This is a genomic window from Ferrovum sp., assembly GCF_027317285.1.
Classification (GTDB): Bacteria; Pseudomonadota; Gammaproteobacteria; order Burkholderiales; family Ferrovaceae; genus Ferrovum.
This window is the reverse complement of record NZ_DAHVHV010000023.1, coordinates 253-12450: the sequence shown is the minus strand read 5'-3', so window position 1 is coordinate 12450 and position 12198 is coordinate 253. Positions and strand designations below refer to the sequence as shown.

10 protein-coding genes (1 of these 10 only partly in view) are annotated in these 12198 nt (G+C 58.3%); 3 read left to right on the top strand and 7 right to left on the bottom strand.

Annotation, left to right across the window (positions count from 1 at the left end):
* From M6F29_RS06595 to leuC, 3 genes are all read right to left on the bottom strand, one after another.
* Window positions 1-3011 carry the 5' portion of an efflux RND transporter permease subunit gene (locus M6F29_RS06595; RefSeq protein WP_298158040.1) on the bottom strand. The gene continues 223 nt to the left of window position 1, outside the view, so only the first 3011 of its 3234 coding nucleotides appear in the window; its start codon is at window positions 3009-3011; the stop codon falls past the left edge of the window.
* 115 nt (window positions 3012-3126) lie between these two features.
* On the bottom strand, window positions 3127-3765 hold the full coding sequence (gene leuD / locus M6F29_RS06590) for a 3-isopropylmalate dehydratase small subunit (RefSeq protein WP_298158039.1): 639 nt from the start codon (window positions 3763-3765) through the stop codon (window positions 3127-3129).
* Window positions 3765-5168 (bottom strand): 3-isopropylmalate dehydratase large subunit, encoded by a 1404-nt coding sequence (leuC, locus tag M6F29_RS06585; protein WP_298158038.1) that lies wholly within the window; start codon window positions 5166-5168, stop codon window positions 3765-3767. Before leuC ends, leuD begins: the two co-directional genes overlap by 1 nt.
* Window positions 5169-5318: 150 nt before the next feature.
* On the opposite strand from leuC, the gene M6F29_RS06580 reads away from it, so the two are divergent.
* Together M6F29_RS06580 and aroC are read left to right on the top strand one after the other, a co-directional pair.
* Window positions 5319-6347: a S66 peptidase family protein gene (locus tag M6F29_RS06580; RefSeq protein ID WP_298158037.1), complete on the top strand. Its 1029-nt coding sequence runs from the start codon at window positions 5319-5321 to the stop codon at window positions 6345-6347.
* Between the two features lie 74 nt (window positions 6348-6421).
* The gene (gene aroC / locus M6F29_RS06575; protein ID WP_298158036.1) at window positions 6422-7519 is read left to right on the top strand and encodes a chorismate synthase; all 1098 of its coding nucleotides are present in this window, start codon (window positions 6422-6424) and stop codon (window positions 7517-7519) included.
* On the opposite strand, the gene M6F29_RS06570 is transcribed toward aroC, so the two are convergent.
* Genes M6F29_RS06570 through M6F29_RS06560 form a run of 3 tightly spaced genes read right to left on the bottom strand, consistent with a single transcriptional unit; the run spans window position 7509 to window position 10402 of the window.
* Window positions 7509-8888 (bottom strand): TraB/TrbI/VirB10 family type IV secretion system protein, encoded by a 1380-nt coding sequence (locus M6F29_RS06570; protein ID WP_298158035.1) that lies wholly within the window; start codon window positions 8886-8888, stop codon window positions 7509-7511. The genes aroC and M6F29_RS06570 overlap by 11 nt on opposite strands.
* The gene (locus tag M6F29_RS06565) at window positions 8885-9700 is read right to left on the bottom strand and encodes a TrbG/VirB9 family P-type conjugative transfer protein (protein ID WP_297455687.1); all 816 of its coding nucleotides are present in this window, start codon (window positions 9698-9700) and stop codon (window positions 8885-8887) included. Before M6F29_RS06565 ends, M6F29_RS06570 begins: the two co-directional genes overlap by 4 nt.
* On the bottom strand, window positions 9701-10402 hold the full coding sequence (locus tag M6F29_RS06560; protein ID WP_297455688.1) for a VirB8 family type IV secretion system protein: 702 nt from the start codon (window positions 10400-10402) through the stop codon (window positions 9701-9703).
* A gap of 170 nt (window positions 10403-10572) precedes the next feature.
* Here M6F29_RS06560 and M6F29_RS06555 point away from each other — a divergent pair, with 170 nt between their 5' ends.
* Window positions 10573-11160 carry a urate hydroxylase PuuD gene (locus tag M6F29_RS06555; protein ID WP_297455690.1) on the top strand — a complete coding sequence of 196 codons (588 nt, stop codon included), beginning with the start codon at window positions 10573-10575 and terminating at the stop codon, window positions 11158-11160.
* Here M6F29_RS06555 and M6F29_RS06550 read toward each other — a convergent pair whose 3' ends face one another.
* Window positions 11161-11970, bottom strand: a complete 810-nt coding sequence (locus tag M6F29_RS06550) for a fused MFS/spermidine synthase (protein ID WP_298158034.1) — start codon at window positions 11968-11970, stop codon at window positions 11161-11163. It abuts the gene before it with no gap.
* Window positions 11971-12198: the final 228 nt, after the last annotated feature.

Here is a 12198-nt window from a genome sequence, read left to right as displayed (position 1 = left end):
CCACCCTCCCCCAGCCCCAGAGCCATGGGCAGCATGCCAATGACCATGGCCAGAGCCGTCATCAGCACCGGACGCAAGCGGGTACTGCCTGCTTCGAGCGCCGCCTCGAGTGCCGACAGTCCCTCCGCTACCCGCTCGCGGGCAAAACTGATCACCAGGATACTGTTGGCCGCTCCGACCCCCATGCACATCACGGCGCCCGTCAACGCTGGGACCGACAAGGTCGTGTGGGTAAGAAACAGCATCCATACGATTCCGGCCAGGGCCGTGGGCAAGGCGCCAATGATGATGAGGGGATCGATCCACGACTGGAAGTTCACCACAATGAGCAAATATACCAGCACAATCGCGCTCAAAAGCCCCCATTCCAGACTGGAAAAGGAGTCACGCATGGTTTGTACCTGTCCGCGCACGATCACCTGCGTCCCCTTGGGCAGGTACTTCTGGTTCGCATGAATGATTTCCTGAATCCGTTTCGCCACCGTACCCAAATCGGTACCCTGAACCGCCCCAAAAATATCGATGGCCGGTTTCACATTGTAGTGGCTGACCACTGCGGGTCCCACACCGTGACGGAAGGTGGCCAGGTTGGCCAGGATCTGAGGAGGCACCATGGGCGAGGCCACGGTAATGGGCAGTTGGCCCAAATCCCCCACCGACTGCAGGCGGTATTGCGGCATCTGTGCCGACACATTGTACTGTACGCCGTTTTTTGGGTTGGTCCAGAAACTGGGGGCCGTCTGAAAACTTCCAGACAGGGAGGTCATGAGATTACTGGCCACATCCTGCTCCGTGTACCCCAAGGTCTGGGCCAGGTCGCGATTCACCTCGACTTCCACCTGGGGATAGTCGAAGGGCTGCTGGATGCGCAGGTCCACGGCCCCCGGTATCCCCTTCAACTGGGCCAGCAACCGATTGGCAAAGACCCGGTTCTCTGCCAGACGAATCCCCGAAATTTGCACATCCAAAGGCGCAGGCAAGCCAAAATTCAGGATCTGGCTGACGATGTCTGCGGGCAGGAAAGCAAAGGAAATGGTCGGGAAATCCTTGTGCAGTATCTTTCTCAGGTCATGCACCACTTCCGGGGTGGGCGCATGCCCCTTGCCCAACGTGATGAAAATATCCGCATCCCCCGGTCCGATGGGCGCGGACGTACTGTAGGACAGATTGATCCCGCTGTAGGGCAACCCCACCACGTCTACCTGGGTGTCTAATTGCTTTCCCACATGGCGACGGATGTCCTGTTCCACCAGGTCACATAAGGCCGTCGTATCCTCGATACGCGTACCACTGGGCGCACGCAGGTGTAACTTGATCTGTCCCGCATCCACTTCCGGGAAAAAATTCTCCCCAATCCATGGATACAGCAGGAACGACAACCCTATCGCTCCATAGAAAATCGCAATGAAGCGACGGGGACGGGTGCGCAATACGCCTTCCAGACGGACATGATAAGCCGTCCGCAAACGGTTGAACCCTGCCTCGAAACGTTGATGGATGGCAGCGCCCAGATGGCGTGCAGGCTCCCCATGTTCCTGGTGCAACCAGTATTTCGCCAGGGTGGGGACCAGAGTCCGGGACAGTATCCAGGAGGCCAACATGGCAAACACGACCGCTTCGGCCAAAGGCACGAAAAGGTAATGAGCGACCCCCGTAAGCAGGAACATGGGAATGAAGACGATACAAATAGCCAGGGTGGACACCAGGGAGGGCATCGCGATCTGGCGTGCGCCGTCCAGAATGGCCGTTTCCGTATCCTTGCCCTGCTCCAGGTGCCAGTTGATGTTTTCGATGGCCACCGTGGCGTCATCGACCAAAATCCCCACGGCCAGAGCCAAACCGCCCAGGGTCATGATATTGATGGTCTCCCCCAGCCAGGACAGCACGATCAGGGATACCAGCACGGAAAGGGGGATGGAAACGGTGATGATCAAGGTACTGCGCCACGACCCCAAAAAAAGCAAGATCATGAGTCCCGTCAACGTCGCTGCAATCAACCCTTCGCGCACCACCCCATTGATCGCCGCCGTCACAAACAGGGACTGATCGCCCGTGGTATGGATGTGCATCCCCGGCGGCATGTCCGCCCGCACCTGTGGCATGAGGCCCTTGATGCTGTCGATGATCGTCAGGGTGGATGCCGACCCGGTCTTGAGTACGCTCATCAGCACGGCCCGGTGCCCGTCCACACGCACCACATTGGTCTGCGGAAGAGCCCCGTCGTAAACGTGGGCCACGTCCCGAATATGGATCAGAGCCCCGGAAGGTGTACGCAAGGGAATGCCGTTCAACTGGTCGATATCGGGGAAACTGGCATTCAACTTCACCACATATTCCCAATGGGCAATTTTTTCCGTTCCAGCTGGGACGATCAGGTTTTGAGTGGCCAGAGCGCGCGTCACGTCATTGGCCGACAAACCATAAGTCCTCAACGCTGCCGGTTCCAGATCCACCTGCACCTGACGCATCTGCCCGCCATAGGGATAGGGAAGGGAAGCGCCGGCCACGGTCGCCAACTGGGTACGAATGAAATTATTCCCGAAATCGAACAACTGGCCTTCCGTCAGGCGAGAACTGTCCAGGGCCAACTGGATGACCGGAACACTGGACGCGTTATAAGCCAGGATAAAGGGGGGGGTCATGCCCGGCGGCATCTGACGCAAAAGAGTCTGGGAAATGGCGGTGATCTGCGCGACGGCCAGGTCCTCGTTGACCCGAGGCTGAAAGAAATACTTCACCACCGCGATCCCGTTCAGAGACTGTGACTCGATATGCTCGATGTCGTTGACCGTGGTGGTGGCCACCCGCTCGGTAAACGACGTAATGTGGTCAGCCATATCCTGGGGAGGCATGCCCGAATAATTCCATACCACCGACACCACGGGAATGTTGATATTGGGCAGGATATCCGTCGGCGTGCGACGAATGCTGAATACTCCCAGCAGCACGATCAGCAGCGCCATCACCAGAAAAGTATGGGGACGCTGCAAGGCAAGACGAACGATCCACATGGCAGGAAGACCTGAAACCGAAAGGTCAGATTATGGATTATCGATAATCAATCGTCAAGGCGCCCAGACCGATTTTCTTGCAGAGAATCGATCCGCAAATGACTGACGTTTTTCCTCAGGAAAAAATCCAGGGTTCCTGCTGGGCCCGATGTTTTTCGTAGGCACGAATCTCATCGGCATGTTGCAAGGTCAACCCGATTTCATCCAACCCGCGCAACAAGCAGTCTTTACGAAACCCGTCCACAGTGAACTCAAAAACCTTGCCGTCCGGAGTCGTCAAGGTCTGCTCAGCCAAATCCACCTGCAGTCGATAGCCTTCGGTCGCTGCCACTTCCTTGAACAGCAAGTCAACTGTTTCTTCTTTTTGAACAATCGGAAGCAACCCATTCTTAAAGCAATTGTTAAAGAAAATATCGGCAAAACTGGGGGCGATGATCACCCGAAACCCATAGTCATCCAATGCCCAGGGCGCATGTTCGCGACTCGAACCACAGCCAAAGTTCTCCCGTGCCAGGAGGATCTGCCCCCCCTGATAGCGAGGTTGGTTGAGCACGAAGTCGGGATTCAGGGGACGCAAACGATTGTCCTGCCCGGGCTGACCCTCGTCCAAATAACGCCAGGCATCGAACAGGTTGGGACCAAAGCCTGCACGATGAATGGATTTGAGAAATTGCTTGGGAATAAGGGCATCGGTATCCACATTGGCCCGATCGAGGGGTACCACGAGGCCGTTCAGCGAGGTGAAAGCACGCATCAGAAGTTCTCCCGGATATCGACAAAATGTCCCGCAATGGCTGCAGCAGCAGCCATCTGCGGGCTGACCAGATGGGTACGCCCGCCCGTGCCCTGACGTCCTTCAAAGTTGCGGTTGGAGGTAGAGGCACAACGTTCCCCCGGACTGAGGCGGTCCTCATTCATTCCCAGACACATGGAACAGCCGGGATGGCGCCATTCAAAACCGGCCTCGAGAAATATCCGATCCAACCCCTCGGCCTCGGCCTGCGCCTTGACCAGTCCGGAACCGGGAACCACCATGGCCAGTTTGATGTTGGGCGCCACATGTCGCCCCTTCACCACGGCAGCCGCTGCGCGCAGATCCTCGATGCGGGAATTGGTACAGGAGCCGATGAAGATCTTGTCCAGAGAAATTCGAACCATCGGCGTATTGGCGGTCAGCCCCATGTAACCCAGGGCCCGTTCCATGCCCTGGCGACGCACTGGATCCTTTTCAAGACGGGGATCTGGCACCTGCCCTGTCACGCTCACCACCATTTCCGGCGAAGTTCCCCAGGTCACCAGCGGCTCGATGTGTTGCGCCGACAAAGTGATTTCCTTGTCGAATACCGCCTCCTCGTCACTGCGCAGGGTGCGCCAGTAAGAAACGGCCTGATCCCATTGGGCATCGGAGGGCGCGTGGGGACGCCCCTTCAGATAGGAGAAGGTAACCTCATCGGCACCGATCAAACCTGCTCGAGCCCCCGCCTCGATGGCCATATTGCACAGGGTCATGCGCCCTTCCATGCTGAAACCCCGGACGACCTCCCCCGCGAACTCGATGGCATATCCCGTGCCTCCGGCGGTCCCAATCTGCCCAATGATGTAGAGCGCCACATCCTTGGCTGTCACGCCTTCCGGCAGCGTCCCGTCCACGGTGACGCGCAGGGTCCTGGAACGGCGCGCCACCAGAGTCTGGGTGGCCATGACATGTTCCACTTCGGAGGTGCCGATACCAAAAGCCAGGGCTGCAAAAGCCCCATGGGTACTGGTATGGGAATCTCCACAAACCACGGTCATGCCTGGCAAGGTCGCCCCCTGCTCCGGCCCCATGACGTGAACGATGCCCTGACGCCGATCGCCCATGGGATACAGCGTCACCCCGAAGGAGTGACAATTCTGGCTCAAGGTGTCCACCTGGAGACGCGAAACGGGATCGTGAATTTCTGTCTGAGTGACAGTCGGCGTATTATGATCCGCAGTGGCCACGATACTCTGCCTCCGCCATAAGGGACGTTTCCCCAGCGTCAGTCCCTCGAAGGCCTGTGGACTGGTCACCTCATGAACCAGATGGCGGTCGATGTACAACAAGGTCGTGCCATCCCCTTCTTCACGCACCACATGAGCCTGCCATAACTTGTCATAAAGGGTTTGAGCCGTCATCACCAGGATCCTCCACTGAACGGATTATTATGACACAACGACCGGCAGTCAGAAAACCCGAGGCAATTTTTCACTCCCGTGGGAGCAACCGGAAAAGACCTTTCCAGGCACCTCAATGACGACCAACGAATTTCACGTTATATTTGCACCATGAACACACGTTTACCCTATCTGCTCCCAGCCAACCCTTGCCTGGGGCTATGTGCGCCTTCCGGCTTCCTGACCGAGCCCGGAGCCCTGGAAATGGCCATCCTGTATTTCTCGGAACACGGATGGAATGTGCGCGAAGGAACCCATATTCGCAACCGGCACGAATATTTTGCCGGGACCGATACCGAACGACTGGAAGACTTTCATGAACTGATCCACGATCCCAAGGTGGATGCCATCATGGCTGCCCGGGGGGGCTACGGTTTGACCCGCCTCCTGCCGCATCTGGACTATGAGGCCATCGCCGCCGCCCGCAAGCCCATCATCGGCTTCAGTGATGTCACGGCACTCCATCTGGCCGTACTGGCGCGGACGGGACTGGTCTCCTTTGCAGGCCCCATGGCCGCTCCCGATTTCGGGCATCCACACCGAAGTGCATTGCACCAAGACCATTTCTTGCCTCTGCTGCAAAACGAAACCCACTCGTCCCCCCTCATTCGCCTGCCTTTCACCGTTCACGAAGGGGAGGCCGGAATGCGCCTGCGTCGCCAGATCGGGAACGGGCTGGAAGGAATCCTGTGGGGAGGTAACCTGTCTCTGGTGGCTCATTTGGTGGGAACGCCCTATCTGCCCAAAGTGGAGGAAGGCATCCTGTTCCTCGAAGAAGTGAATGAAGAGCCCTACATCATCGAGCGCTGTCTGATGCAGTTGTACCATGCAGGCGTGTTCAACTCGGTACGCGCCATCCTGTGGGGCCAGTTCAACCGCTGCGAACCTACTCATGCCTCTGCAGCACCTTATGCCCTGGAGCAAGTGGTGGATTATCTGCAACACCTGCTCCCCATCCCCTTGTTGCAGAACCTGCCATTTGGTCATGTGCGCGACAAACTCACCCTGCCGGTGGGGGGGTGGGTGCGAATCACCTTGCCGGACCCCGCCCACTACCAGTTGCATTTCTCCCAATACGGCGTGATACGCCCGGATCAAGGGAAGTCGACCGCCAAACCACAAGGTTCGGAATCCCCATGAATCGGGAGATCCTGCGGATTCGGAGACGTCACGACACTCCATGCTAAGATTCGACCTTTGTGCGGGGAACGAGTATGGCCGGTAATACATGGGGGCGAATGTTTTGTGTCACGACCTTCGGGGAAAGCCATGGCCCCGCACTGGGCGCCGTGATCGATGGCTGTCCGCCCGGACTGCCGCTCTGCGAAGCCGACATCCAACCCGACCTGGACCGACGCAAACCTGGCACCTCCCGGCATGTCACCCAACGTCGCGAATCGGATCAGGTGCAGATCCTGTCTGGAGTCTTCGAAGGGGTCACCACAGGCACGCCCATCGCCCTCGTCATTCATAACGAAGACCAGCGCAGCCGTGATTATGACAAAATCGCCCAGCAGTTCCGGCCGGGTCACGCCGATTACACCTATCTGCAGAAATACGGGTTGCGTGATCATCGCGGTGGAGGACGTTCCTCCGCACGGGAAACGGCGGCACGTGTGGCTGCGGGCGCCGTTGCCCGGAAGTGGCTGGCGCAGCGTTATGGCGTCACCATTCGCGGGTACCTGTCCCAACTGGGCCCCATTCCCATCACAGTCAAAGACTGGAACGCCATTGACCAAAACCCGTTTTTCTGTCCGGACCCGGATCTCGTTCCTCGACTGGAATCGTTCATGGACGATCTGCGCAAGTCGGGCGACTCCGTGGGGGCGCGCCTGAGCGTGGTAGCCAGCGGTTTGCCCCCGGGGTGGGGCGAACCCGTCTTTGACCGTCTGGATGCAGACATTGCCCATGCCCTCATGTCCATCAATGCCGTGAAAGGCGTGGAAATTGGCGACGGGTTTGCCGTAGTGACCCAGCGAGGCACGGAACACGGGGATGAAATGACCCCGGATGGGTTCCAGAGCAATCACGCAGGCGGGATTCTGGGCGGAATCTCCACGGGACAGGACCTCATTGCACACCTGGCCATCAAACCCACTTCGAGCATTCGCCTGCCCCGTCGTTCCCTCGACCGCCAGGGGCAGGCCGTGGAAGTTCAAACCACCGGACGCCATGATCCCTGTGTCGGCATTCGGGCCACGCCCATCGTGGAGGCCATGATGGCGCTCGTATTGATCGATCATGCGTTGCGTCAGCGCGCCCAGAATGGCGATGTCACACCGCCATTGAAACCCTTCTCCATCAAGGCGTAGGCGGGGCACCGGACATGTCTGCCTGAGAAGCGGCCAGGGAGGCAAAGTCCATGTCGCGGTTGACCAACAGGGAAAAGGGATAGCCTTTCTTGATGATGATCACCGGACCGATGGCCGCTTGCCCGGCGAAACCGATGCTGGCGGTATTGACCAGGATCTGACCCGCCGCATCCGTGGTCAGATTGTTGCCCATGCCTCCCAGTACCGTCACGCCTCCCGTCGGCTGGGCAATGATTTGAGCCAGTCCGGCCGTCATGAACTGCCCACCCAGACGTTTCCAGAACCGGTTATCCACCTCATCCTGCATACCTGACTGCCCCTGGGCATCGGAAGCCACCATATCCTCCAGTTGAAAACTCACTCCGCTGGGCAGAATGAGGCGATGAAAGGAAGCCATCAAACGCTCCTGTCCCGGCAAGATGCGCGCCGCAAACTGCCCGATCAGTCGACTGCCCTTGGGAATGGCCAGCAGGGTTCCGTCGATGGAATCGTAGACATCCTCCGTAATCTGGGCCGTGATCAATCCGGGCAGATCACTGTTGATCTGGGTGATCAGGACCGCCGGCATGACGGTGCCCTCCAGTACGAGGGCATGATTGGCCGGCTGGACCGGTTCGAGAGGGGTCGTATTCTGGCGTGAACGCACTGCTGCTGGAGGCGGTTGCGATGCCGTTCCTGGTACGGCTGGAGTCGGATTCCAGGGCGAAGCCACCATTCCTGTCAGGGCAGGCAAGGCGCCCACCCCGTTCAGCCCCAACCCCAGAGAAGGGATGGTGGGAGGAACCGATGCACTCCCTGGCAGCATGCCGATCCCCGAACCGGGCTCTGCAGGGGGCGAGGTACTGCCCGGGGCAGGCGTTGAAAGTGGAACTGGTTGAGCCACCGGTCCCCCAATGGCCAGAATTGGACTGGCTGCAATCTGGGCTGCCTGCTGGGCACGGGCCAACTCGATCTGATGCCGGCGTTCCTGCTCGGCCTGACGGGTTTTATCTCCCGCATCGTCCACCAGCGGCGGAGGTGGCCCAGGGTCGGCCATCTGCTCACGCACCAACTCATGCTGCAGCGTACTGACTGCCGGAGCCTGCCCCAAAACCACCGCCTGGGCATCGAGCGAGGGCGAGGCTGCCCGTACCCGCCCGACCAGCGCCTGCACCCCGAACCCCAGCACCACTGCCAGTCCCAAACCTGCAGCCACCCACCAGTGCAAATGGCGACGGACCTTGCCCGGCGGAACCCCTTTTGTCCACTCCTGTGCCTCCTCCCAGGGAACAGGTTCCTCCGCGCCCGGTGCAGGGGAACCACCGGATCCTGGCTGGATGATTTTTTCCCTGCCTGCCTGGGCCATCCCCATGACTTCCCCTTCATTCATGGTTTCTGCCCTGATGCATCTCCTTGCACTTCGGAGGGCTTGCCATAGTCCGGATTGATTACTTCGACCTCGGTGCCGCCCAACTTGAGCAGAAAATGAGGCATCAGGCGTTGCACCACGAAATAAGGGGGATGAAGCAGGTAATTGACCAGTCGGGAACCCTCGTCATCGACCATGAAGACGGCAGGAAGTACCTGAGGGTGTCCCATGTCGATCCAGGTGAAACGCCCATCGTCAAACACCTCCAGAGGACGGAATTCCGCTTCGCCTTTGATCGTGTAATGGGTATGCACGCGCCGGGGCGTCAGGGAAAGGGAATGGATCGTTTTTCCCGATGGAGAAGACAGGGATTTTTCCTCATCCAGAATCCATCGCACCCGCATCACCCAAGGTCCCTGAGGCGTGGTACTGCGCAAAACCAGGGAGTAAACGCGCAGGTTGGTTACCAAGGTTCCCGCCGTGAAAAGGTCGGGACGCAGCGGCTTGAGAAAAAGGTGCCCCGGCAATTCCTCCACACGCCATTGAAGGGTATCGCCCAGAGCCAATCCAGTGATTTTTTCATGGGGAGCCAACTGCAGATCCGTAGGCACTCCGGGAACAGTGAGAATTTCCGTCGGAACTTCCGAATCATAGACTTGCACCTGTGTACGGGTCGGCGACACAGGCTCGGAAACCGCCCCTTGGGTCAAGAACGAAGCACAAAGACACCAACCTGCCCTTGCCCACCCTACCCCACTCACACCATGCCAGGAGAACATGCGTTTTTTTACCGCGACGACGAAACCGGAATTTCCGAGGGGCAGATCGTTCATTCATTGCTCCAAATCCGTATTCACCAAAAAATGCGTAATGAATAGCCCGGCCGGGTTTTTCAGGACTTCTTCCTCACGCTCGGGAGCCACCACGGCAAAGTGCAGGGTCAGAACGAACTTCTCGCGCCGTGCCATGGGATTTCCGCCATTACGCCGTTCCGTCACGACACGCAGCAGCGCTGCTTCATCCTCGATGAGCGATACGCTGGACACAGCCACGGTACGCGTCAGGGTGGGGTCTTTACGTAATTCGGCCATCGGCTGGTTGCGTTGCACCCAGTCGGTGAACTCCACCGTTGCCTTGCCTCGAGTCAATTGATACGCATCAGCCAGATAGGTGGGGGTCAGATGCGGGTCGAGCGTCAACAACTGACGAACCCACCGTGCCAGAAAGTAGCGTTTTTCAGACTCCGCCGGGTGGTATACCTGCACATGGGTGCTGGAAACAGCGACGGACCCATTTTCCGAGCGATCCAGCACGAAGGGAACCACGGTCTTCAAAGGAAGGAGAAGCACCAGGGCAATACCGCTCAGGAACAACCCCACCCCCAGGACCAGACTGACCAGAAACCAGCGGTTGCGCTCTACCAGCGCCGCACCCTGCACCTCGAACCATGCCTGTACCACCCGGGGATTGACGATGGGGGGAGTACCATCAGGCGGATCCTCGCGCTTCGGACGCCCCATCCATTTCCCTCTCATCCCCCTCCTCCTTCATGCAGAGGGGCTATTGAACCATGCCGGGAGACTCCTGCCGTACCGAATATCGCCGTATCTTGACGTAATTTTCAAGAGATGTGGTATCTTCCTCCCCTCCAAACGAACGGGGAAAAAACCCCGTCATAAAAATCTCACACTTTCAGGAGTCTGTCATGAGTATCATTTTCCAGTCGTTGGGTCGTACCATCAGCGCAGGTTTTGTCCTGCTCGCCCTGATCCTGGCCATTATTGGAGGAGGTAACGTAGACCTGCTCTCCCACAATTGGTGGACTTTTGCCTTCCGCTGGTTGCACGTCACCGTGGCCATCATGTGGATCGGTCTGCTGTGGTATTTCAATTTCGTCCAGATCCCCTCCATGCCCAGAATCCCGGACGAGCAAAAACCCGCCATTTCCAAGGTCATCGCACCCGCCGCCCTTTTCTGGTTCCGCTGGGCAGCGTTGGCCACCGTCTTCATGGGCCTGGGACTGGCCTCCATGAATGGATATGTCATGCAGGCCCTGATGCTGCGTGACGGAGTCGTGCCGATCGGATTGGGCATGTGGATGGGGTTCCTCATGGCTTTCAATGTCTGGTTCATCATCTGGCCGAATCAGAAAAAAGCGCTCGGACTCGTCCCTGTGGAAATCATTGAAAAACCCAAGGCGGCCCGGATCGCCATGCTGACTTCGCGCTTCAATACCATGCTTTCCATCCCCGTGATCTTTTGCATGGTGGCCCAACAGCACAGCGGCCTCTGATCACTGACCCAGCCTCAACATCCCGCCCGAACCGGACTGAAGTTGTTCGATGCGGGCAAAAAGATGACCCAGATCCAGAGCATGATCTTTTTTCCAGGCCAGAATGCGTGCCCGCAACTCCGCCAGAGACCAGGGACCCTGCGGCCCCGCGCTGGCCAAAACCACCCCATTACCACTGTCCAGCGTCGGAAACCGCAGGCTTCGTCCCGAGAAAATGGTGCTCCAGGCAGTCAAGGCCGCCCGATACCCGCGCTGACGGGTCAAGAAATTGGCGCATAGAAAACCGTGCGCACTCAGGACCCGTCCACAGTTCCGGTAAAACCTCTCACCTTGCAACCGCCCTGCGCGCGCCCGCGCATCGAAACCATCCACCAGAATCAGGTCATAGATTTCACCGACATGGTCCATGAAGTCAGCGCCATCGCCCTCCACCACCGTGATTCGCCTGGAATCCTCCGGCATGCGAAAAAACTGGCGTGCTGCTCGTACCACCCGTGGATCGATTTCCACCACCGTCAGGTGGGCATGCGGACAATGACGATACAAATACTTGAGCAGAGATGCAGCCCCCAACCCGATCAGGAGAATTCTGGTCGGGGTTTCCTCGCACAGGATCAAGGGGAAAATCATGGCACGGGTATACTCCAGTTCCAGAGTCCAGGGGCGGGCCACCCGCATGGCTCCTTGCACCCACTCGGACCCGAAATGCAGCGTTCGCACCCCGTCGCTCTCGCGAATATCGATACTCGAAGCAGCCACGGGAGAAATGGCGGAAGTGACCGGGTGTTCTGGCGCAAGGGGACTGAGCATGGGAATTCCTGGAATTGCCGTACAATGGGATGGCTGAAACATACAGGAAATTTGTCCTCCGCGTAACACCCCGAGCGTATGTATTCCAGACCAGCCAGACCTTTCTGGTTTCTCAAACGAACCCGTGGAAACAGATCGACTGCGGATTGAGATATCCGGAGACTAGCAAATCCCAAGCCGGGATGATACAATCCCGGCTTGCCTCTTCAAGCGGTGGTGGCGGTAGCT

Coding starts and splice junctions, on each gene's coding strand:
- M6F29_RS06565 (WP_297455687.1), bottom strand. CDS start 9,700: ATGAACGATCTGCCCCTCGGAAATTCCGGTTTCGTCGTCGCGGTAAAA.
- M6F29_RS06560 (WP_297455688.1), bottom strand. CDS start 10,402: ATGAGAGGGAAATGGATGGGGCGTCCGAAGCGCGAGGATCCGCCTGAT.
- M6F29_RS06550 (WP_298158034.1), bottom strand. CDS start 11,970: ATGCTCAGTCCCCTTGCGCCAGAACACCCGGTCACTTCCGCCATTTCT.
- M6F29_RS06555 (WP_297455690.1), top strand. CDS start 10,573: ATGAGTATCATTTTCCAGTCGTTGGGTCGTACCATCAGCGCAGGTTTT.
- aroC (WP_298158036.1), top strand. CDS start 6,422: ATGGCCGGTAATACATGGGGGCGAATGTTTTGTGTCACGACCTTCGGG.
- M6F29_RS06580 (WP_298158037.1), top strand. CDS start 5,319: ATGAACACACGTTTACCCTATCTGCTCCCAGCCAACCCTTGCCTGGGG.
- M6F29_RS06570 (WP_298158035.1), bottom strand. CDS start 8,888: ATGAATGAAGGGGAAGTCATGGGGATGGCCCAGGCAGGCAGGGAAAAA.
- leuD (WP_298158039.1), bottom strand. CDS start 3,765: ATGCGTGCTTTCACCTCGCTGAACGGCCTCGTGGTACCCCTCGATCGG.
- leuC (WP_298158038.1), bottom strand. CDS start 5,168: ATGACGGCTCAAACCCTTTATGACAAGTTATGGCAGGCTCATGTGGTG.